Origin of the sequence: Propionivibrio dicarboxylicus, from assembly GCF_900099695.1 — a bacterium.
GTDB classification, from domain to species: Bacteria; Pseudomonadota; Gammaproteobacteria; order Burkholderiales; family Rhodocyclaceae; genus Propionivibrio; species Propionivibrio dicarboxylicus.
This window is the reverse complement of record NZ_FNCY01000010.1, coordinates 41,137-62,324: the sequence shown is the minus strand read 5'-3', so window position 1 is coordinate 62,324 and position 21,188 is coordinate 41,137. Positions and strand designations below refer to the sequence as shown.

Annotated in this window: 19 protein-coding genes; 3 read left to right on the top strand and 16 right to left on the bottom strand. The window is 60.8% G+C overall.

The window, feature by feature from the left end:
• Window positions 1–71: 71 nt before the first annotated feature.
• On the bottom strand, window positions 72–926 hold the full coding sequence (nirC, locus tag BLR25_RS12635) for a nitrite transporter NirC (RefSeq protein WP_091938174.1): 855 nt from the start codon (window positions 924–926) through the stop codon (window positions 72–74).
• A gap of 405 nt (window positions 927–1,331) precedes the next feature.
• Between nirC and BLR25_RS12630 the strand changes: the two genes are divergently transcribed.
• The 3 genes from BLR25_RS12630 to BLR25_RS12620 are packed head-to-tail and all read left to right on the top strand — an operon-like array spanning window position 1,332 to window position 5,796.
• Window positions 1,332–3,317 (top strand): TonB-dependent receptor plug domain-containing protein, encoded by a 1,986-nt coding sequence (locus tag BLR25_RS12630; RefSeq protein WP_176785873.1) that lies wholly within the window; start codon window positions 1,332–1,334, stop codon window positions 3,315–3,317.
• A gap of 15 nt (window positions 3,318–3,332) precedes the next feature.
• Complete coding sequence (locus BLR25_RS12625; RefSeq protein ID WP_176785872.1) at window positions 3,333–3,890, top strand: YfiR family protein; 558 nt, start codon at window positions 3,333–3,335, stop codon at window positions 3,888–3,890.
• 1 nt (window position 3,891) lies between these two features.
• A complete protein-coding gene (locus tag BLR25_RS12620) occupies window positions 3,892–5,796 on the top strand; it encodes a putative bifunctional diguanylate cyclase/phosphodiesterase (RefSeq protein ID WP_091938168.1) in 1,905 nt (634 codons plus the stop codon).
• On the opposite strand, the gene BLR25_RS12615 is transcribed toward BLR25_RS12620, so the two are convergent.
• From BLR25_RS12615 to BLR25_RS12545, 15 genes are all read right to left on the bottom strand, one after another.
• Entirely contained in the window at window positions 5,785–6,357 is a 573-nt protein-coding gene (locus BLR25_RS12615; RefSeq protein ID WP_091938166.1) for an NUDIX domain-containing protein, read from the bottom strand. The two genes, BLR25_RS12620 and BLR25_RS12615, sit on opposite strands and share 12 nt — an antisense overlap.
• 67 nt (window positions 6,358–6,424) lie before the next feature.
• The gene (gene nuoN, locus BLR25_RS12610) at window positions 6,425–7,897 is read right to left on the bottom strand and encodes an NADH-quinone oxidoreductase subunit NuoN (protein ID WP_091938321.1); all 1,473 of its coding nucleotides are present in this window, start codon (window positions 7,895–7,897) and stop codon (window positions 6,425–6,427) included.
• Window positions 7,898–7,924: 27 nt separating this feature from the next.
• Window positions 7,925–9,409 carry an NADH-quinone oxidoreductase subunit M gene (locus BLR25_RS12605; RefSeq protein ID WP_091938164.1) on the bottom strand — a complete coding sequence of 495 codons (1,485 nt, stop codon included), beginning with the start codon at window positions 9,407–9,409 and terminating at the stop codon, window positions 7,925–7,927.
• 24 nt (window positions 9,410–9,433) lie between these two features.
• Complete coding sequence (gene nuoL / locus BLR25_RS12600; protein WP_091938161.1) at window positions 9,434–11,506, bottom strand: NADH-quinone oxidoreductase subunit L; 2,073 nt, start codon at window positions 11,504–11,506, stop codon at window positions 9,434–9,436.
• A gap of 2 nt (window positions 11,507–11,508) precedes the next feature.
• Window positions 11,509–11,814: an NADH-quinone oxidoreductase subunit NuoK gene (nuoK, locus tag BLR25_RS12595; RefSeq protein WP_091938159.1), complete on the bottom strand. Its 306-nt coding sequence runs from the start codon at window positions 11,812–11,814 to the stop codon at window positions 11,509–11,511.
• A 62-nt stretch (window positions 11,815–11,876) separates the two neighbouring features.
• Window positions 11,877–12,503 (bottom strand): NADH-quinone oxidoreductase subunit J, encoded by a 627-nt coding sequence (locus tag BLR25_RS12590; protein WP_091938157.1) that lies wholly within the window; start codon window positions 12,501–12,503, stop codon window positions 11,877–11,879.
• 14 nt (window positions 12,504–12,517) lie between these two features.
• Entirely contained in the window at window positions 12,518–13,006 is a 489-nt protein-coding gene (nuoI, locus tag BLR25_RS12585; RefSeq protein ID WP_091938156.1) for an NADH-quinone oxidoreductase subunit NuoI, read from the bottom strand.
• Between the two features lie 10 nt (window positions 13,007–13,016).
• Complete coding sequence (gene nuoH, locus BLR25_RS12580) at window positions 13,017–14,126, bottom strand: NADH-quinone oxidoreductase subunit NuoH (protein WP_091938319.1); 1,110 nt, start codon at window positions 14,124–14,126, stop codon at window positions 13,017–13,019.
• Window positions 14,126–16,459 carry an NADH-quinone oxidoreductase subunit NuoG gene (nuoG, locus tag BLR25_RS12575; RefSeq protein ID WP_091938154.1) on the bottom strand — a complete coding sequence of 778 codons (2,334 nt, stop codon included), beginning with the start codon at window positions 16,457–16,459 and terminating at the stop codon, window positions 14,126–14,128. The genes nuoH and nuoG overlap by 1 nt, the downstream gene beginning before the upstream one ends.
• A 9-nt stretch (window positions 16,460–16,468) precedes the next feature.
• A complete protein-coding gene (gene nuoF, locus BLR25_RS12570; RefSeq protein WP_091938317.1) occupies window positions 16,469–17,776 on the bottom strand; it encodes an NADH-quinone oxidoreductase subunit NuoF in 1,308 nt (435 codons plus the stop codon).
• 26 nt (window positions 17,777–17,802) lie between these two features.
• Window positions 17,803–18,276, bottom strand: a complete 474-nt coding sequence (nuoE, locus tag BLR25_RS12565; protein ID WP_091938152.1) for an NADH-quinone oxidoreductase subunit NuoE — start codon at window positions 18,274–18,276, stop codon at window positions 17,803–17,805.
• Window positions 18,276–19,529 (bottom strand): NADH-quinone oxidoreductase subunit D, encoded by a 1,254-nt coding sequence (locus BLR25_RS12560; RefSeq protein ID WP_091938150.1) that lies wholly within the window; start codon window positions 19,527–19,529, stop codon window positions 18,276–18,278. The genes nuoE and BLR25_RS12560 overlap by 1 nt, the downstream gene beginning before the upstream one ends.
• On the bottom strand, window positions 19,522–20,136 hold the full coding sequence (locus BLR25_RS12555; RefSeq protein ID WP_091938148.1) for an NADH-quinone oxidoreductase subunit C: 615 nt from the start codon (window positions 20,134–20,136) through the stop codon (window positions 19,522–19,524). Before BLR25_RS12555 ends, BLR25_RS12560 begins: the two co-directional genes overlap by 8 nt.
• 18 nt (window positions 20,137–20,154) lie before the next feature.
• A complete protein-coding gene (locus tag BLR25_RS12550; RefSeq protein ID WP_091938146.1) occupies window positions 20,155–20,637 on the bottom strand; it encodes a NuoB/complex I 20 kDa subunit family protein in 483 nt (160 codons plus the stop codon).
• A gap of 3 nt (window positions 20,638–20,640) precedes the next feature.
• Window positions 20,641–21,015: an NADH-quinone oxidoreductase subunit A gene (locus tag BLR25_RS12545; RefSeq protein ID WP_091938144.1), complete on the bottom strand. Its 375-nt coding sequence runs from the start codon at window positions 21,013–21,015 to the stop codon at window positions 20,641–20,643.
• Window positions 21,016–21,188: the final 173 nt, after the last annotated feature.

Here is a 21,188-nt window from a genome sequence, read left to right as displayed (position 1 = left end):
GCTTCCTCCAGTTGATTACATCGATCACTTCGTAATTTCTTCCACGCTTTTGGCATCAACGCCGGTCCGCATCAGCGGGCGTCGGCGTTGGCCCGAACAATCTTTCTGCCGCTCATGCGCAGCGCCGTCGCCGGTTCTTCGACGTCGTCGGCCGCCACGGCTTCGGCAATCGAGGACCGCGACGCGAACCAATAGGCAACGCCCATGAACAGCACACCGCTCGTTGCGTTGCCGAGCGTCGCCCACAACAGGTTATGGCCCCAACCAGCGAGATTCACCGCCGGATCGCCGCCCCCCATCACGCCGATCGACAGACCGGTCATGTTGGCAACGCTGTGTTCGTATCCGCTGGCGATGAAGCCGAGCAGACACCAGAAGATCAGAATGCATTTCGCCGCATCGCTGGTCGTGCGGGCCGTCATCCAGACAGCGAGGCAGACGAGCCAGTTGCAGAGCACCCCCTTGGCGAAAATTTGCAGTGCCGGCGGATGCATCTTGTACGCGACGATTTCGTACAGGACCGTCCCATGCACCAGGTTGCCGCCACCGGAAAGCATGAAGAGCGACGAAACGAGCAAGGCGCCGGCCAGATTGCCGACCCAGGTCAGCACACAGAGCTTGACCGACTCGCTCGGCGAGGTGCGTCCGCGCAACCAGCCCAAGGCCATGTACATCGTGTAGCCGGTAAACAACTCCGACCCGGCGAAGATCACCAGCGTCAGCGAAATGCCGAAGCACGCTCCCATGACCAGGCGACGTACCGACGGCGGCACATCGTTGCCGAGTGTGAAAATCAGGATGATCGCGAGTCCCACATAGGCCCCGGCCATCATCGCGCCAACAAAGAATCCGGCAGGCGATTTCTTCTGATAAGCCACTTTCTTGGCGGCCAAATCGGCAAACTTATCGACGGTTTCAAGGTACATGGGCGACCCACTCCAAAAACTCTCGCATAGAGAAACGTTTTTTCACGATGCGGAATGCGCTCGTAAAAATCCGCGTATTGTAATGATTTAAATGCGAAAAATCAAGAAATTCCGTTCAAATCGCCTAATTGCGACACTTCACCTGTCGCAATTAGGCAAATCGCATAGCGTCGCCGCTGGCAACTTCAGGCCTTAACCTATAATTACAGCAAGACGATCAACGCATTCTCACCCCTGCACCGAATGATTTTCCGCGTTGCGACGACGGTCGCCCAAGCACTGATCCCCGGCACACCGGAACCGTGTCCGGGCATGATCACGCCTGCACGGATCTGCGCTCATCGCCACCGACGGACATTTCCTTGCGCCGCCCTCAGACCAACCCCACGCCAAACGGAGTCCGCCATGCGCAAGCGCCCCGTCTCGCACGTTGACGCGCCTCTTCTGCCGACGGTCATCAGCGTCGCCTTGGCGGCACTGACGCCGCTCTACGCCAACGCTGCAGACACCCTGGCCGACCTGGCGCTCGAAGACCTCTTGCGCGTCACCATCTCAAGCGCCAGCCGCTTCGAACAACCGACGACCGAAGCGCCGGCCAGCGTCACCGTCATCAACGAGGAAGAACTCCGGCAACACGGTTACCGCACCCTGGCCCAGGCACTCAGCACGGCGCCCGGCGTGTATACCAGCAGCGATCGCAGCTACACCTATCTCGGCGTGCGCGGCTTCAACCGACCAGGCGATTACGGCACGCGCATTCTCCTGCTCACCGACGGCGCCCGCCGTAACGACCCGCTCTACGACCAGGTGCTGTTCGGCAACGAATCGCCGATCGAACTCGACTGGGTCAAACGCCTTGAATTCGTGTCAGGCCCGGCCTCCGCGCTCTATGGCGCCAACGCCCTGTTCGGCACGGCCAACGCGGTGATGCTCAACGGTGGCGACATCAACGGCGCGCGGATCAGCGTCGACGCGGCTTCGTTCAATACGCGCCGCCTCGGCGTTGTCGCCGGACAGCGCCTCGAAGGCGATCGGGACTGGTTCATGGGGCTGGCCAGTTACCGTTCGGGCGGCGAGAACCTCTATATCAACGCCTACGACAACGGAACAAGCAACGGACAAGCTCGCGGTCTCGACGGCGAAAAGTACAACAAGCTCTACGGCAAATACCGCTGGGGCAACTGGCGACTCTCCGGCAACTACAGCTGGCGCGAGAAAGGCGACCCGACGGCGAATTTCGGCACCACTTTCGGCTCCCCGGGGACAAACCAGGCCGACGAAAACCGGCTGTTCGAGTTGCGCTATGACGGCGACACCGACCGCAGCTGGCAGCCCTCGTTCCGGCTCTATCACGGCAATTACCGATACAGCGGCCACTACGCCTATGCCGGCTCGCCCAACTCGCGCGACGTCGCACAGGCCGACTGGACGGGGACCGAGTTCCGCCTCGCTTACACCGGATTCAATCGCCACAACCTTCTCCTCGGCGTCGAATCGCAGTGGAACCAGCAGTTGCTGCAGCGCTATTTCGAACTCGCGCCCTACAACTCGATCCTCGACACCAACAACCCCTCGCGTACCTACTCCTTCTATCTTCAGGACGAATGGCGCTTTCATCCGGACTGGCTGCTCAACGTCGGCGTCCGCCACGACAAGCACAACCAGTTCTCCGGCGTCACATCGCCGCGCCTGGCCCTCATCTGGCAGACCACCAACCGCCTGACGCTGCGCGCGGTTACGGGCAGCGCCTATCGCTTCCCCAACGTCTTCGAGCGCTTCTACAGTGATAACGGCGCCAGCCAGGCAGCCAATCCGGCGCTGCAGTCGGAATATATACAGACGCATGAAGTATCGGCCGCCTACCGCTTCGGCCAGGCCGGTCGTGTCGGCATGAGCTTGTACGACAACCAGATTCACCGTCTGATCGATCAGACGACTACCACGGGCGACATCACGACCTACCTCAACCAACGCCGCGTCGAAGCCCGCGGCATCGAACTCGACGGCGAGAACCGCTGGAGCAACGGCCTTCGCCTGCGCGGCAGCGTCGCCTGGCAGCACAGCCAGTCCGAAGACGGCAGCTCGCTCGTCGATTCGCCACGCCGTATGGGCAAACTGATCGCCAGCCTGCCGGTCGCCGGAAACTGGACGAGTTCGGGCGAGGTGCTGACACTCTCAGGCCGACAGGGCATCAACGGGCCGGTTCCCGGTTATGGGCTCGTCAATCTTTCCCTGCTGTCGCCGCCCGACAAGCGCTACGGGCAAGTCATGCTTTCCGTGTACAACCTGGGCAACCGGCACTATGCCGACCCAGCCCCCAGCAGCATGACGCAGACCTGGGTCGAGCAACCGGGACGGCAGATCCGGTTGCGCTGGACGCTGGCCCTGTAACGGCACCCGATGGCCATGCCCACACGCATCCGGACCTTCATTCTCGGCCTGTTGGGAATGGTGTCTCTCGCCTGTCCCGCGACGGCAGGCGCTCAGGCATTGCAAGCGCCGGCGCCCGAACTCAAGGCGGCGATCATCGCCAACATGCTGCTGTTCGTCGAATGGCCCTCCCGGAAATCGATCACGCTGGCCGACGGTTCTGACCAACTCACCCTCTGCACCCTCGACGACAGCCCCGTTGCCGAAGCCCTGAGCCGGCTCAACGACCGTCCGTTCAAGGGCAAGACCATCAAGGTCAACCGTATCTCCATCGACCATCTGGGCGATTGCCACGCCCTGTACATCGCCCCGGCCGATCGATCGACACTCGCCAGGATCGCGCCGAACAACATCGGCGCGACACCGACGCTACTGATCGGCGACACCCCGGGCTTCCTGCTCCGCGGTATCATGATCAACCTGGAGCAGGAAGGCAGCCGCGTCGCGTTCGATGTCGACCTGCGCGCCCTGCAGGCAGCCGGCCTGAAAATCAGTTCAAAGGCGCTGCGCCTTGCACGCACGATCATCGAATGACATGGAATACCGAACCCACGAGCGACTGACACACCGGCAGAACCTGATGAGCACTGGCCTCGCCCTGTTCATCGCTTTCGCACTGCTGCTCGGCTACCAATATGTTTCCGGGCGCCGCCAACTCAGCGCTGAACTCAACACCGAAGCCGCCATCATCGGCGCTAATTGCGCCGCCGCGCTGGTCTTCAACGACCGCCAGGCGGCTCAGGAAATTCTCGAGGCGACCCGCCTGAGCCCCTGGATCCTGAGTGGCGCACTCTACCGGGCCGACGGAAAGCTACTCGCCTCGGTCAATGATTTCCGACGTCTGTTCCCCCAACAAATCGGCGACGCCGACCCTTCCGCCAGCGTCGATGCGGCCGAGGCATCGCTCCCCATTTTCAACCACCTGATCGCGCAGCAGGTGTTTCAGGACCGTGCCCCCGTCGGCACGCTGATGGTGGTTGTCACCTACGAATCGCTCTATGTGAAGATGCTCGAATATCTCGTCGGCATGGTCGCGATCGGAACGCTGGCCTTTCTGCTGACGCAACGTTTTACCGCCGGGTTGCGGCGAAAGATGGCGCTGACCGAAGAACAGCTCGAACAGATGGCCTTGTACGACCGGATCACCGGCCTCCCCAACCGGCGATTTTTCGAGCGGGAACTGCAACGCTCGACCGAACGTATTCAGCGCGAAGGCAAGCCCGGCGCCCTGTTGCTCATGGACGTCGACGACTTCAAGAAGGTCAATGACCTCTGCGGTCACGTCGCCGGCGATCATCTGCTCTTCATGATCACCGAACGGCTCAAGAAAACCCTGCGCCCGCAGGACATCATCGCTCGCGTCGGCGGCGACGAATTCGCCGTCATCCTTTACGACGTCGGCTCGCCGGAAAAGACGGCGATGGTCGCCGAAAGCATGATCACGGCGATGGCCGCCCCCTTCGCCACCACGCCGGTTGCCAGCCATGTCGGCCTCAGTATCGGCATCACCATGATCCCCGGCGACAGCGACGACCCCGCCACCCTGATGCGCTGGTCGGAAATGGCCATGTATGTCGCAAAATCCGAGGGCAAGAACGGCTACCAGTTCTTCTCCGAAGAGATCAACGACAAGGTGCACGGCGAACTGCACATCGAGGCCGACTTGCGCAAGGCGCTAAGGCAACAAGGACGCGGCTTGTGGGTCGCCTATCAGCCGCAGGTGGACACCCATACGCGCAGACTCGTCGGCGTCGAAGCGCTGATGCGCTGGAACAACGAGAATGGGCAGGCGGTGTCGCCGGGAGAGTTCATCCCGATCGCGGAAAAAACCGGCCTGATCACCGAACTCGGCGGCTGGCTGCTCAACCGGATCTGCGAAGACCTCGCCGCGCTGCGCGCCGACGGCATCGAACTGCCCAAAATCTCGGTCAACCTTTCGCCGCGGGAACTGCGTGAGGGCAAGACCATTGTCGACGTCGTCCTGCAGGCACTCAAACGCTTCGGAGAGAAAGTCGATCACTTTCAGTTCGAAGTCACCGAAAACGCGCTGCTCGCCGACAACGGCCCCGAGGCGCTCAATGCCCTGCGGCAGGCCGGTTTCGCCCTGGCCATCGACGATTTCGGATCCGGCTATTCCTCGCTCGGTTACCTCAAGCGCTTCCAGGTCAGCGCCCTGAAAATCGACCGGCAATTCATCGAACGCCTGCCCGATGACGAAGAAGACGCCGTCATTGTCACCGCCGTCATCCAGATGTCGATCGCGCTCGGCGTCAAGGTCGTCGCCGAAGGCGTCGAAACCGAGGCTCAGGCGGAATTTCTCAGTCGTCATGGCTGCGACGTGCTTCAGGGCTACCTGACCGGACGTCCGATGCCACCCAACGAACTCGCTTCTTTCCTGCGCGCTGCCGAGCGTACCGGCCGCGCTGTCTCACCACCCTGAGCGGATCACCTTCTCGGCCCAGAACAGCGCGGTAATCGTTTTGCCGTCGGTGATCTCGCCGCTACGCACGCCGGCGATTGCCTCGTCGAGACTCAGCGTCAGGAGATCGAGAAACTCGCCGTGGTCGAGCGACTGATCCGCCTGACGAACGAGTCCGCGAGCGACGAATATCTCGATCCGCTCGTTCGAATAGCCGATACACGGATGCATGACGCCCAAATAGCGCCAGTCGCTCGCCGTGTACCCGGTTTCCTCGAGCAGTTCGCGCTGCCCGGTGTTCAGGATATCCTCGCCCGGATCGATCTTGCCGGCGGGAAATTCGAGGAAGGCGCGGCGCGGCGGGTAGCGGAACTGGCGTTCGAAGATCAGGCGACCGTCATCGAGAATCGGAATGATCACCACCGCGCCCTGATGCCGGATGTACTCGCGCGTCGTCTCATGACCGTCGGGTTGGCGCACGCGATCGAGACGCACTTCTAGCAGACGCCCGCGATAGACCTCGGTGCTGTCGATTTCGGTTTCCGTCAGATGGGGATGCTCGTCCTCGGGTAACTGGCTCATGATAACCTCGCATGAAAACGCCCCGTCAAGCGGGGCGTTCGTGATTCAGAACAGCTGCAGGATTCGGTCAGAGCGAACGCAGCAGCACAAACGCGCAAATCGACATCAGCATCTGCGGGAACAGGCCGAGGGCCGCCACGGCCAGGCCGTTGAACGACATCAACACCTTGACATCGAGCGTAGCGACGATCGGCGCGTCATCCACCGGCACATCGAAATACATGACCTTGACGACGCGCAGGTAGTAATAGGCGCCGACCAGTGAGAAGAACACGGCGGCGATCGCCAGCCAGAGATAGCCGGCGGCAACGACCGCCTGCAGCACCGAGAACTTGGCGAAGAAACCGACGAAGAACGGGATGCCGGCCATCGAGAACATCATCATCATCATGACGGCAGCAAACCACGGGCTGCGCTTGTTGAGGCCGGCGAGATCGCTGATTTCCTCCGATTCGAAGCCGGCGCGCGACAGCAGCAGGATCATGCCAAAGGTACCGGCGCTGGTAATGACATAGGTCATCACGTAGAACATCGACGAGCTGTAGGCATTGATCGCGAAGCGCGCATCGCCGCCGACCACACCGACGACGAGGCCAAGCAGCATGAAGCCCATGTGCGAGATGGCCGAATAGGCGAGCATGCGCTTGAGATTGGTCTGCGCGATCGCGGCGAAGTTACCGACGGCCATCGACAGCACCGACAGGATCAGCAGCATGTTCTGCCAATCGTTCGACGCGACGAGCAGGCCGCCGACCAGCATGCGCATGACGATGGCGAAAGCGGCCAGCTTCGGCGCGCTGGCGATGATCAGCGTCACCGCCGTCGGGGCACCGTGATAGACGTCCGGAATCCACATGTGGAACGGCACGACGCCAAGCTTGAAGGCAATACCGGCAACCAGGAAGACGACGCCGAAGAGCAGCACGATCATGTCGGCCTGGCCCGAGAACAGGCGTTCAGCCACCGTCGTGATTTCGAGCGACCCGGTCGCACCGTAGATCATCGACATGCCGTAGAGCAGCAGACCCGACGCAAGCGCGCCGAGAACGAAATACTTCATCGCCGCCTCGGTCGCCTGGACCGAGTCGCGATTGAGCGCCACCATGCCGTAGAGCGACAGTGAAAGAAGTTCGATACCGATGTAGATCGTCAGGAAATGGTTGGCCGAGATCATCACCATCATGCCGAGCGTCGCGAACAGCGTCAGCGTGTAGAACTCGCCCTTGGCGAGCTGCGGGCGGTCGAGCACGTAAGCGCGCGAGTAGAACAACACGACGATCATCACGACATCGAGCATCAGCTTGAGCAGATCGCCCATCAGATCGCCGACGTACATATTGCTGAAGGTGTAGGCGACCTGCCCGCTACTCACCATCACCGTCACGACGGCGGACACTGCCAGCGTCAGTTGCGTGAGCGCGAACGTCAGCGTGCGGTTTTTATCCCGGACGAAGAGATCGACGATCATGATCAAACAGGCCATGGCCAGCAGGAAGATCTCCGCGCTGGCAAGGCGCAGATCGGGCAGAGCAAATTGCATTTCGGCGAGCGTCATAACGGATACCAGTTAGAGGATCTTGCTTGCGGCAACGTGACGGAGCAGCTCTTCGACCGAGCTGTGCATGATGTCGGTAAAGGGCGCCGGGTACAGGCCCATGCCCAACGCACCGGCGGCGAGCAGGGACAGCACCAGGAATTCACGCGGCGTGATGTCGGTCAGTTCGGCGACATGGTGATTGCCGACATCGCCGAAAACGACGCGCTTGTACATCCAGAGCGTATAGGCGGCGCCGACGATCATCGTCGTCGCGGCAATCGCGGCCACCCAGAAATTGAACTTGACCGCGCCCATGATCACCATGAACTCGCCGACGAAGCCCGAGGTCGCGGGCAAGCCGGCATTGGCCATCGAGAAGAGCATGAAGAAGGCGGCGAACTTCGGCATCGTGTTGACGACACCGCCGTAGTCGGCAATCTTGCGCGAATGCACGCGGTCATACATGACGCCGATGCTGAAGAACATCGCGCCCGAGACGAAGCCGTGCGAGATCATCTGCACCAGCGCGCCTTCGATACCGAGCGCGCTGAACATGAAGAAACCGAGGGTAACGAAACCCATGTGCGCGATCGACGAATAAGCCACGAGCTTCTTCATGTCGTCCTGAACGAGCGCGACGAAACCGATATAGACCACCGCAATCAAGGACAGCGTGATGATCAGGCCGGCCAATTCATGCGAGGCATCCGGCGCGATCGGCAGCGAAAACCGCAGGAAACCGTAGGCACCGAGCTTCAGCGCAATCGCCGCCAGCACGATCGAGCCGCCAGTCGGGGCTTCGACGTGAGCGTCGGGCAACCACGTATGCACCGGCCACATCGGCACCTTGACCGCAAAGGCGACCAGGAAAGCCAGGAAGATCCAGCGCTGCTGCCCTGCCGCCAGCGGCAGCTGATGCCAGTCGAGAATCGAGAAGCTGCCCCCCGACTGCACGAACAGGTAAATCAGCGACACCAGAAAGAGCAGCGAGCCCATCAAGGTGAAGAGGAAGAACTTGAAGGCCGCATAGACGCGGTTCGGGCCACCCCAAACACCGATGATCAGGTAAAGCGGGATCAGCGAAGCTTCGAAGAAGACATAGAACAGCATCGCGTCGAGCGAGACGAAAATACCGTTAAGCAGGCCCGACATGATCAGGAAGCCGGCATTGTATTGCGCGACCTTGTTTTCGATCACTTTCCAGCCGCCGAGTACGACGATCACCGTGATGAAGCTGTTGAGGATCACGAACAGCATCGAGATGCCGTCGACACCGAGGTGATAGTTGATGTTGAAACGCGGAATCCACGACACCAACTCGACGAACTGCATCTGCGGCGTCGTCAGGTCGAAACCGGTGTAAAGCGGCAGCGTCACCAGCAAACCGGCGACGGCGCCGGCCAGTGCGAGCATGCGCGCCAAGGGCGCGTTGCGATCCGCTCCGGTCAGCAGCACGGCAACGCCGGCGAAGATCGGAACCCAGATGGCTAAGGAGAGAAGCGGCATACCAGACATATCGTTCCCAGTCTTATTGTTCGTTTAGGCGCGCAGCAGCCAGAAAGACAGCAAGGCGCAAACCCCGAAGATCATCGTGAATGCATAGTGATAGATGTGCCCCGACTGGAAGAAACGCGCCATGGTCGCGATCCAGCCGACAAGCCGCACGGCACCGCCGACGATCATGCCGTCGATGACACCGACATCGCCGCCCTTCCACAGGCCCTTGCCGAGCAGGCGGGCGCCGCCGGCGAGGAAGATCTCGTTGAACTTGTCGAAGTAGTACTTGTTCTCGAGGACCGTGTAGATCGGCGCGATCGCATGCTTGATCTTGGCCGGAATATCGGGCCGCTTGAGGTAGAAGAACCAGGACAGCACGACACCGGCAAGCGCCAGCCAGAACACCGGCGTCTGCACCGCATGCAGCGCCATCGCCGTCGCACCGTGGAAATGGTGCGCCAGCTCTTCCATGACCGGATGCGCTTCGCCGTTGATGAAGATGGCATCGCCGAAGTAAGAACCGAAGAGCATCGGCTCGATACCGAGATAACCGATCACCACCGACGGAATGGCCAGCAACACGAGCGGCAGCGTCACGACCCAGGGCGTTTCGTGCGGCTTCTGTCCCGGCGCCAGGCCGTGATGATGATCCGCCGACACTTCCTCGTCGTCATGATCGCCTTCGTGGTCATCGGCATGATGCGCGTCGTGCGAATCGTGAGCGACGTGGCCGTGGTCGTCATGTGCCTTGCCGAAGCGTTCCTCCCCGTGGAAGACGAGGAAGTACATGCGGAAGGAATAGAACGCGGTGATGAAGACACCGGCCATCACGGCGAAGTAGGCAAAACCGGAGCCCGGAATATGCGAGAGCTTGACCGCCTCGATGATCGAATCCTTCGAATAGAAACCCGCGAAGAACGGCGTGCCAATCAAGGCCAGCGAACCGACCAGCGAGGTCAGCCAGGTAATCGGCATGTACTTGCGCAGGCCGCCCATGTTGCGGATGTCCTGATCGTGGTGCATACCGATGATCACCGAGCCGGCGCCGAGGAACAGCAGCGCCTTGAAGAACGCGTGTGTCATCAGGTGGAAGATCGCCACCGAGTACGCCGACGCGCCCAGCGCGACGGTCATGTAGCCGAGCTGCGAGAGCGTCGAATACGCCACGACGCGCTTGATGTCGTTCTGGATGATGCCGAGGAAGCCCATGAACAAGGCGGTAATCGAACCGATGATGATGACGAACGAGAGTGCCGTGTCAGTCAGTTCGAAGAGCGGCGACATGCGTGCGACCATGAAGATACCGGCCGTCACCATCGTTGCCGCGTGGATCAGCGCCGAGATCGGGGTCGGGCCTTCCATCGAATCGGGCAGCCAAACGTGCAAGGGAACCTGCGCCGACTTGCCCATGGCGCCGACGAACAGCAGGATGCAGGTCACCGAGAGCAGCGACCATTCCGAAGTGCCCCAGATATTGATCGTCACGTTGGCGAACTGGTCGGCCTTGTCAAACACCGTGGCGTAGTCGAGCGAGCCGAAATGCGCGAGCACGAGACCGATACCGAGAATGAAGCCGAAGTCGCCGACGCGGTTGACCAGGAAGGCCTTCATGTTGGCGAAGATTGCCGTCGGCCGCGTATACCAGAAGCCGATCAGCAGGTAGGAGACCAGGCCCACGGCTTCCCAGCCGAAGAACAACTGCATGAAGTTGTTGCTCATCACGAGCATCAGCATCGAGAAGGTAAACAGCGCGATATAGCTGAAGAAGCGGTTGTAGCCGGGGTCGTCGTGCATGTAACCGACAGTGTAGATGTGCACCATCAGCGAGACGAAGGTCACGACCAGCATCATCGTCACCGTCAGCGGATCGATCAGGAAGCCGACTTCGAAGCTGACGTCACCGGAGGTCAGCCACTGATAGACGGTCCCGTTGAACGTATGGCCGGCCATGACATCGCGGAAGATGACGACCGAGGCGATGAAGGCGATGGCCACGCCGGCGATCGCCGCCGTGTGCGCAACCCAGCGCGGCACCACACGGCACAGCAGACCGGCAATCATGGCGCCGAACAAAGGCGCCAGCGGAACGAGCAGATAGAGTTTTTGCATTTCCATGTTCAACCCTTCAGGCTATCCAGATCATCCACGTGGATGGTCTTCAGGTTGCGGAACAGGACGACCAGGATCGCCAGACCGATCGCCGACTCGGCAGCGGCCACCGTCAGGATGAAGAAGACGAAGACCTGGCCGGCCAGATCATCGAGGTAATGCGAGAAGGCGATGAAGTTGGTATTGACCGCGAGCAGGATGAGTTCGATCGACATGAGCAGCACGATCAGGTTTTTCCGGTTCAGAAAAATCCCGACGACGCCGATCGCAAACAGGATCGCGCTCAATATCAAATAATGGGACAGTGTCAGCATGTGTCTTCCCTGATTTTTTCCTCAAATGACGGCGTTCTCGGCCATCACGTTGAACAACATTCTTAAACCGCCGGCCCGGCCGGTTCATCCTGCGACGACTCGGCCGCCATCTTGACGATACGCACGCGATCGGCGGCCTTGACGAAGACCTGCTCGGACGGGCTCACCGCCTTGCTCTTGCGCTTGCCCCGCAGGGTCAGCGCCACCGCAGCGACGACGCCGACCAGCAACACGACCGACGCCAGTTCGAACGGATAAACGTAATCGGTAAAGAGCAGACGTCCGACCGCCTTGGCATTGCTGAACGAGGCATCGGCCTGTCCGGCAACGCTCTCCTGCACAGAGGAGAAGCGCGCGTAAAGCACCAGGCTCATTTCGGCGACAATCAGCAGCGCGACGATCGCACCCAGCGGCAGATAGCTCCAGAAGCCCTCGCGCAGCCGGTCGAGGTTGATGTCGAGCAGCATGACGACGAACAGGAACAGCACCATCACCGCACCGACATAGACCAAAATCAGCGCGATCGCGAGAAACTCGGCCTGGAGCAGCACCCAGAGGCCGCTCGCGCTGAAGAACGCGAGCACCAGGTTCAGCGCCGCATGCACCGGATTGCGCAAGGTAACGACACGCAAGCTGGCGAAAACCAGGATCGCGGCCAGAAAGAAAAAAACGAGTGTCTTGAATTCCATCGTATCAGCGCCCGTTAGCGATATTTGGCGTCACACTCGCGGTCTTCAGCGATCTGCGCTTCGTAGCGATCGCCGACAGCCAGCAGCATGTCTTTGGTGTAGTACAACTCGTCGCGGCTCTCGCCGTGATACTCGAAAACGCGCGTCTCGACGATGGCATCGACCGGACAGGCTTCCTCGCAGAAACCGCAGTAGATGCACTTGTTGAAATCGATGTCATAACGCGTCGTCCGCCGCGAGCCATCGTCGCGTTCGGCCGACTCGATCGTGATCGCCATCGCCGGGCAAACCGCCTCGCACAGTTTGCAGGCGATGCAACGCTCTTCCCCGTTCGGGTAACGCCGCAAGGCGTGCAGACCGCGGAAACGCGGGCTTTGCGGCGTCCGCTCTTCCGGGTACTGAACGGTGATCTTGCGCGCGAAAATGTGGCGCCCGGTCACCGCCATGCCCTTGAACAATTCCTTGAGCAGGAGGCTGTTGAAAATTTCCTTCATCGAACCCATGTCTTGCCTCTCACTTCCAGATGTTCCACGGCGACATCATCCAGACCCCGACAACCGTCAGCCAGGTCAGGCAGACGGGAATGAACACCTTCCAGCCCAGGCGCATGACCTGGTCATAGCGATAGCGCGGGAAGGTCGAACGGGCCCAGAAGAAGACGACCAGCAATGCAAAGATCTTGCCGAACAGCCAGAGGATGCTGTCGGGCAGGAAACCAACCGGCGACAGCCAGCCGCCCAGGAAAAGCAACGCAACCAGCGTCGAACCGAGCAGCATCGCCGAATATTCGGCCAACTGGAACACGGCGAACGCCATGCCGGAATACTCGACGTGGTAACCGACGATTTCCGACTCGCCTTCCGCCAGGTCGAACGGTGCCCGGTTGCATTCGGCGAAGATCGACACCAGATACACCACGAACATCGGCCACAAGGACAGCCAGTTCCATGACAGGAACTTGAGCCCCATGCCGGCGAACAGTCCCTGATCCTGACTCTTGACGATATCGACCAGATTGAGGCTGCTCGAGATCATCATGACGACAACAAGCGACAGTCCCATCGCGACTTCGTAGGAGATCATCTGCGCTGCCGACCGCATTGCGCCGAGGAAGGCGTATTTCGAGTTGGATGCCCAACCGGCCAGGATGATGCCGTAGACGCTGATCGACGTGACCGCCATGACGAAGAGCAAGCCGGCATTGACGTTGGCAACGATAAGGAATTCGTTGAACGGGATGACCGCCCAGGCGACCAGCGCCGGCGCGAAAGCGAAGACCGGCGCGAGCAGGAAGACGGCACGATCGGCTTTGGCCGGGATGACGACTTCCTTGAGCATCACCTTGAGACCGTCGGCCAGCGGCTGGATCAGACCGAGCGGACCGACGCGGTTCGGACCGATACGCACCTGAATGGCGCCGATCACCTTGCGCTCGGCATACGTCGTGTAAGCGACGACGAGCAGCAAAGGCGCGATCACCAGCATCACCTTGATCACGGCCCAGACGCCGGTGAGCAGGTTTTGCCAGACGACCGGACCGAAATAGCCGGCGCCCAACTGCAACGCCTGGTCAAGATAGGGGAGAAGAAACCCCGGCAGCAATTGCTGTAGCGTTTCCACCATCATGCACGCTCCACGTTGATCATTCCGAACATATCGCCGAGTGCCGCCGTCGTGTCATGGCCGGCGGCCACGCGCACACAACCGGCCGGCACCGTTTCATCGACAGCCAGCACCAGGACGGCGTCGCCCTGCCCTTGTTTCACCCGCACCGACGCGCCGGCCGAAAGACCCAGACTTGCCGCCGTTGCGCCATTCATGCGCGCGGCAGGCAGACCCGCATCGTGCGTCTTCTGCAGCGCCGTGGCGCGACGCACAAGCGAATCGGCGAAATAAATCGGCACCTCGGCAACGCGTTGCAAACCTTCGAACCGGCCATCGACCGCCAGCGCAGGCGCACCCGTCAGGGCATTATCGAGGCCCGTCACAAAATTCGTTCCGGCCGGCAACACCACGTCGCGCACCTCTTCGCTCGATTCGTAGTCGAAGCCGGGAAGGTCGAGCAGATTGCCGAGTACGCGAAGAATTTTCCAGCCCGGCCGCGTTTCGCCGAGCGGACGGCAAACGCCGTTGAAGCTCTGGGCGCGGCCTTCGGTGCTGACGAAGGTTCCCGACGTTTCGCTGAAGGGCGCCGTCGGCAGCAATACATCGGCGTAATCGAGCGCCGCCGCATGCTTGAACGGCGTCAGCATGACGACGAGATCGGCCTGCTTGAGCGCCGCAATCGCCTGCGCCGGATGATGACAATCGAGTTCCGGCTCGAGGCCGAGGAGCACATAGGCGCGACGCGGTTGCGCGAACATCTCGTAGGCGTTGAGGCCGGACGGCAGCGCCTGCGCGACGTATCCGCCGACGCTGTTGGCCGCTTCGCCGATGAAGCCGACACGGGCACCGGTCAGGCGTCCGAGTTCGGCCGCCAGCGCTTGCAGCTGCGTTGCATTGTCGACTTGCTCGGCGACATTGCCGAGGAAGACCGCCGATTTCTTGCCATCGACGAAGCTTTGCGCGATCTTGCGCGCCGCCTCATCGGGCTCGATCGATTCGAGCCCTGCCGGCACCGGCTGCGCCTTGATCTGCGCAGCCGCCTTGACGACCCCGGCCAACGCTGCCGCCAGTTGTGCCGGCGCCACCGTCACCTGCGCAAACAGACGCAGGAGCGGATCGTCCTTCGTCACCGACAGGAGGCTGACCTTGCCACGCCGACGCGCAAGTTGGCGCAGGCGCTGGGCGAAGAGCGGATGATCCTTGCGCAGGAAGCTGCCGACGACCAGTACGGTGTCAAGTGCCCCGATTTCGGCGACTTTCATGCCGAGCCAGGGAATGCCGGCGCGTTGCGCATCGGCGGAAAAATCGCGGCGACGCGGACGGAAGTCGACGTTCCCCGAACCGATGCCGCGCGTCAGTTTCTGCAGCAGGAAGAGTTCTTCAAGCGTCGCATTCGGCGCCGCCAATGCGGCGACCGATGCCGCGCCATGCGTCTTGACGATGTCCTTGAGGCCATGGGCAACGTAATCGAGCGCAACGTTCCACTCGACTTCGCGCAGCGCGCCATCGACGCGCACCATCGGCTTCTGCAGGCGCTCGTCCGAGTTCAGGCCCTCATACGAGAAACGGTCGCGGTCGGAGATCCAGCACTCGTTGATCGCCTCGTTCTCACGTGGCACGACGCGCATGACACGATTGCTCTTGACCTGCACATTGAGGTTGGAGCCGAGGCTGTCATGCGGGCTCACCGACTTGCGCTGCGCCAGTTCCCAGTTACGGGCGGTATAGCGGAACGGCTTCGACGTCAGTGCGCCGACCGGACACAGGTCGATCATGTTGCCCGACAATTCCGAATCGACGCTGCGACCGACGAAGGTCTGCACCTCGGAATGGAAGTTGCGGTTGGCCATGCCGAGTTCCATGACGCCGGCAATTTCCTCGCCGAAGCGGATGCAACGCGTGCAGTGGATGCAACGCGACATTTCCTGCATCGAGATGAGCGGACCGACATCCTTCTGGAAGACGACGCGCTTTTCCTCCGAGAAGCGCGAGGAGGAACTGCCGTAACCAACCGCCAGATCCTGCAACTGGCACTCGCCGCCCTTGTCGCAGATCGGACAATCGAGCGGGTGGTTGATCAGCAGGAACTCGAGCACGCCCTTCTGCGCGTCGAGCGTCGTTTCCGAATGCGTAAAGACCTTCATGCCGTCGAGGATCGGCGTGGCGCAGGCCGGCACGGCCTTCTTCGCCTTCGACACTTCGACCAGGCACATCCGGCAGTTCGCCGCCAGCGACAGCTTCTTGTGGTAGCAGAAATGCGGAATATGGACCCCGGCAAGCGCGGCGGCCTCGATGATCATCGACCCCTCGGGCGCCTGGACCTTCTTGCCGTCGATTTCAAGTTCAAGCATGTCGTTACCCTAAACCGTAGCTTTGAAGAAGCCGCTGCCGGCACGCTGTACATCCAGCGGAACCAGGCACTGCTTGTGTTCGATGTGATAGACGAATTCGTCACGGAACTGCTTGATGAAGCTCTCGACCGGCGCCGCCGCGGCGTCGCCGAGCGCGCAAATCGTGTTGCCCGAGATGCGCGAAGCAATGCTGTCGAGCACTTCGATATCCTCCATCCGCCCCTGACCGTGCTCGATGCGGTGGATGATCTGATACATCCAGTGCGTCCCTTCGCGGCACGGCGTGCATTGGCCGCAGGATTCCTCGAAGAAGAAATACGCGATCCGTTCGAGCGCCTTCACCATGCAGGTCGTCTCGTCCATGATGATGACGGCGCCGGAACCGAAGGACGACCCGGCCTTGCTGATGCCGTCGAAGTCCATCGTCGTTTCCATCATGCGCGCGCCGGGGATCACCGGACACGAGACGCCGCCGGGAATGCAGGCCTTGAGCTGACGTCCGCCGCGCATGCCGCCGGCCAGTTCGAGCAGCTTCGGGAACGGCGTGCCGAGCGGCACTTCGTAGTTGCCAGGCCGATTGACATGACCCGACACCGAGAAGATCTTGGTCCCGCCGTTATTGACGGTCCCCATGTCGAGATACGCCTCGGCGCCCATCTTGAGGATGAACGGAATCGACGCATACGACTCGGTGTTGTTGACGTTCGTCGGCGCGCCGTAGAGACCGTTGCTGGCCGTATAGGGCGGTTTGTAGCGGGGACGCCCGGCCTTGCCCTCGATCGACTCGATCAGCGCCGTTTCCTCGCCGCAGACGTAGGCGCCGAAACCGTGGTGCGCCTGGATCTCCATGCAGAAATTCGAGCCGGCGATGTTGTCGCCGAGCAGCCCGGCAGCACGCGCTTCACCGAGCGCTTCTTCGAAACGCTTGTAGATCTCGTAGATTTCGCCGTGGATGTAGTTGTAGCCGCGGGTCGCGCCCATCAGGTAGCCGCCGATCAGCATGCCTTCGATGACAGCGTGCGGATTGAAGCGCAGGATGTCGCGATCCTTGAACGTACCCGGCTCGCCCTCGTCCGAATTACAGACGATGTATTTCTGACCGCCGCGGAACGCCGGCATGAAGCCCCACTTGAGGCCGGTCGGAAAACCGGCGCCGCCACGTCCGCGCAGGCCCGAGCGCTTGATGACACTGATGTATTTCTCGCGCCCCGTCTCGCTCTTGAGGATCTCCTTGAGCACGGCATAGCCGCCGCGCGCCAGATAGCCTTCGAGCCGCCACGAGGTGTCGCTGTCGAAATCGATGCCGGCCATCAGCATCGGATTGATGGTGCCGAGGATTGCCATTATTCGAGCTCCGCCAGCAATTTGTCGATTTCTTCCGGCAGCATCGAACCGCACATGCGCCGCGCGTTCACGAGCATCACCGGCGCATCGCCGCAGGCACCCATGCACTCGCCCTGCTTGAGCGTGAATTTGCCGTCCGGCGTCGTTTCGTCGAAGCCGATGCCGAGTTTCTGCTTGAGATACTCGGCCGCATCGACGCCGCCGGAAAGCATGCACGGCAGGTTCGTACACACCGTCAGCTTGTACTTTCCAACCGGCTTGAGGTTGTACATGTTGTAGAAACTGGCGACCTCGTAGGCGGCCATCGGCGTCATGCCAAGATAATTGGCGACGAACTCGATCGTTTCATTCGACAACCAGCCCTTTTCATCCTGGGCAATCGCCAGCGCCGCAACGGCGGCCGACTGCTTGCGCTCGGGCGGGTACTTGGTGATCTCGCGATCGATTTTCTGTAAGGATTCTTGAGTCAGCATCAGCGGTCAATCTCGCCAAAAACGATGTCAATCGTACCAACCATGGTGACCACGTCGGCAATCATGTGCCCACGCACCAGTTCATCCATCGCCGACAGGTGCACGTAGCCCGGCGAACGGATCTTCAAACGATACGGCTTGTTGGCGCCATCCGAAATCACATAGATACCGAACTCGCCCTTCGGATGCTCGATGGGCGAATAGACCTGCCCTTCCGGCACGTGGATCCCTTCGGAGCACAGCTTGAAGTGATGGATCAGCTCTTCCATGCTGCTCTTCATCAAGGCCCGCGATGGCGGCGCAACCTTGTGGTTGTCGCAGATCACCGGACCCGGATTGACGCGCAGCCAGTCGATGCACTGGCGGATGATCCGCGCCGACTGGCGCATTTCATTGACGCGCACCAGGTAGCGGTCGTAGCAGTCGCCGGTGACGCCGACCGGGATGTCGAAATCGAGCTTGTCATAGACCGCGTAGGGCTGCTTCTTGCGCACGTCCCAAGCGATGCCGGAACCGCGCAGCATGGCGCCGGTACAACCCAGCTGCAACGCGCGTTCGGGCGACAGGACGCCGACATTGACGAGCCGCTGTTTCCAGATACGGTTGTCGGTCAGCAGCGTCTCGTAGTCGTCGACGATCTTGGGGAAACGCGTGATGAAGTCGTCAAGGAAATCGAGCAGCGAACCGCTGCGAACCTCATTGAGTTGCTTGACCTTGGCCGCGCTCTTCCACTTCGATTCCTTGTACTGCGGCATCGTGTCCGGCAGGTCGCGATAGACGCCACCCGGCCGGTAATACGCCGCATGCCAGCGGGTTCCCGAAACCGCTTCGTAGCAGTCGACCAGATCCTCGCGCTCGCGCATGGCATAGAGCATCATCGTCATCGCGCCGACGTCGAGACCGTGCGAACCGATCCAGAGCAGGTGGTTGAGGATGCGGGTGATTTCGTCGAACATGACGCGGATGTACTGGGCGCGAACCGGCACATCAATGCCCAGCATCTTCTCGATCGCCAGGCAGTAAGCATGCTCGCTGCACATCATCGACATGTAGTCGAGACGGTCCATGAACGGCAGGTTCTGGATCCAGGTCTTGTTCTCGGCGAGCTTCTCGGTCGCGCGATGCAGGAAACCGATATGCGGATCGGCGCGCTGAACGACTTCGCCGTCAAGCTCGAGCACCATCCGCAACACACCGTGCGCGGCCGGATGCTGCGGTCCGAAGTTGATCGTGTAATTCTGGATATCAGGCATTTTCGACATTCCCGTAATTCGCGGGGCGGACGATGCGCGGCGTGATTTCGCGCATCTCGATCGACACCGGCTCGTAAATCACGCGCTTCTGCGCGTCGTCGTAACGCATCTCGACATATCCCGTCGTCGGAAAATCCTTGCGGAACGGATGACCGACGAAACCGTAATCGGTCAGGATGCGGCGCAGGTCCGGATGGCCCGGGAAGACGATGCCATACAGATCGAAGGCCTCGCGCTCGAACCAGTTCACCGAATTCCAGATCGACACCACCGAGGGGATCGACGGAAATTCGTCATCGACGGCGAAACAGCGCACGCGAACGCGCCAGTTGTGCGTCACCGACAGCAGATGACTGACCGCAGCGAAGCGCTTGCCGACAGCCGCGCCTTCAGGCGCATCGCCATAGGTTGAATAGTCGACGCCACACAGATCGATCAGCTGCGCGAAACCCAGCTCGGGGATATCGCGCAACAGTTGCATGGTTTCCGGGTAATTCACCACTTCGACATCGATGGTGATCTCGTCCAATGCAATTTGCATTGCCGCGATCCGATGACCGAGATGCTGCGTCAGGTTCTGGCGAAGCGTTTCCAGCTTGGCGGACATGGGTAGAACTCCGGACTATCAGGGTTTGCGGGCGATGGTGCTGGTGCGGTTGATCTTGCCTTGCAACTGGAGCAGGCCATAGATCAGCGCTTCCGAGGTCGGCGGACAACCCGGCACGTAGATATCGACGGGCACGATACGATCGCAGCCACGCACCACCGAATACGAGTAGTGGTAATAGCCACCACCATTGGCGCAGGACCCCATCGAAATCACCCAGCGCGGCTCGGCCATCTGGTCGTACACCTTGCGCAGCGCCGGCGCCATCTTGTTGGTCAGCGTGCCGGCCACGATCATGACATCCGACTGACGCGGACTCGGACGGAAAACGATGCCGAAGCGGTCGAGGTCGTAACGCGAGCAGCCGGTATGAATCATCTCGATCGCGCAGCAAGCAAGGCCGAATGTCATCGGCCACATCGACCCGGTGCGCATGTAATTGATCAGCTTGTCAGCCGTCGTGGTGACGAAGCCTTCCTGCAGAATCCCTTCAATACCCATTGCTTACTCCCAGTCCAGCGCACCCTTGATCCAGGCATAGGCATAGCCGACAACCAGGATGGCAAGGAAAACCAGCATTTCGATGAAGCCGAACCAGCGAACCGATTCGGTTCCGACGATCTCCTTGAAAATCGTCGCCCAGGGGACCAGGAAGGCCACTTCGAGATCGAAAAGGATGAAGAGGATCGCGATCAGGTAATAGCGCACGTCGAACTTCACGCGTGCATCCTCGAATGCGTCGAAACCGCACTCGTAGGGCGACAGCTTTTCATCGTCCGGCCGGTGTGGTGCCACGACCATCCCGGTGATGACCGGCGCTATACCAAAAACAAGTCCAATCAGGACAAAGACGAGTACCGGGAAATAATTTTCCAGCATGATCCGCCGCGCAGTTGATGGTTCAAGGAAGGAAGCCGCCGGTCAAAAGCAAGGACCCACCGCTCCCACTTGGTGCCGAAGATGAACAAGGAATTCCCGCTCCATTCATGGATTCCCGCACTTACTCGGGGAAGGTTGCGAGAATCAACACGCACACTAGCCGGCACCACCAA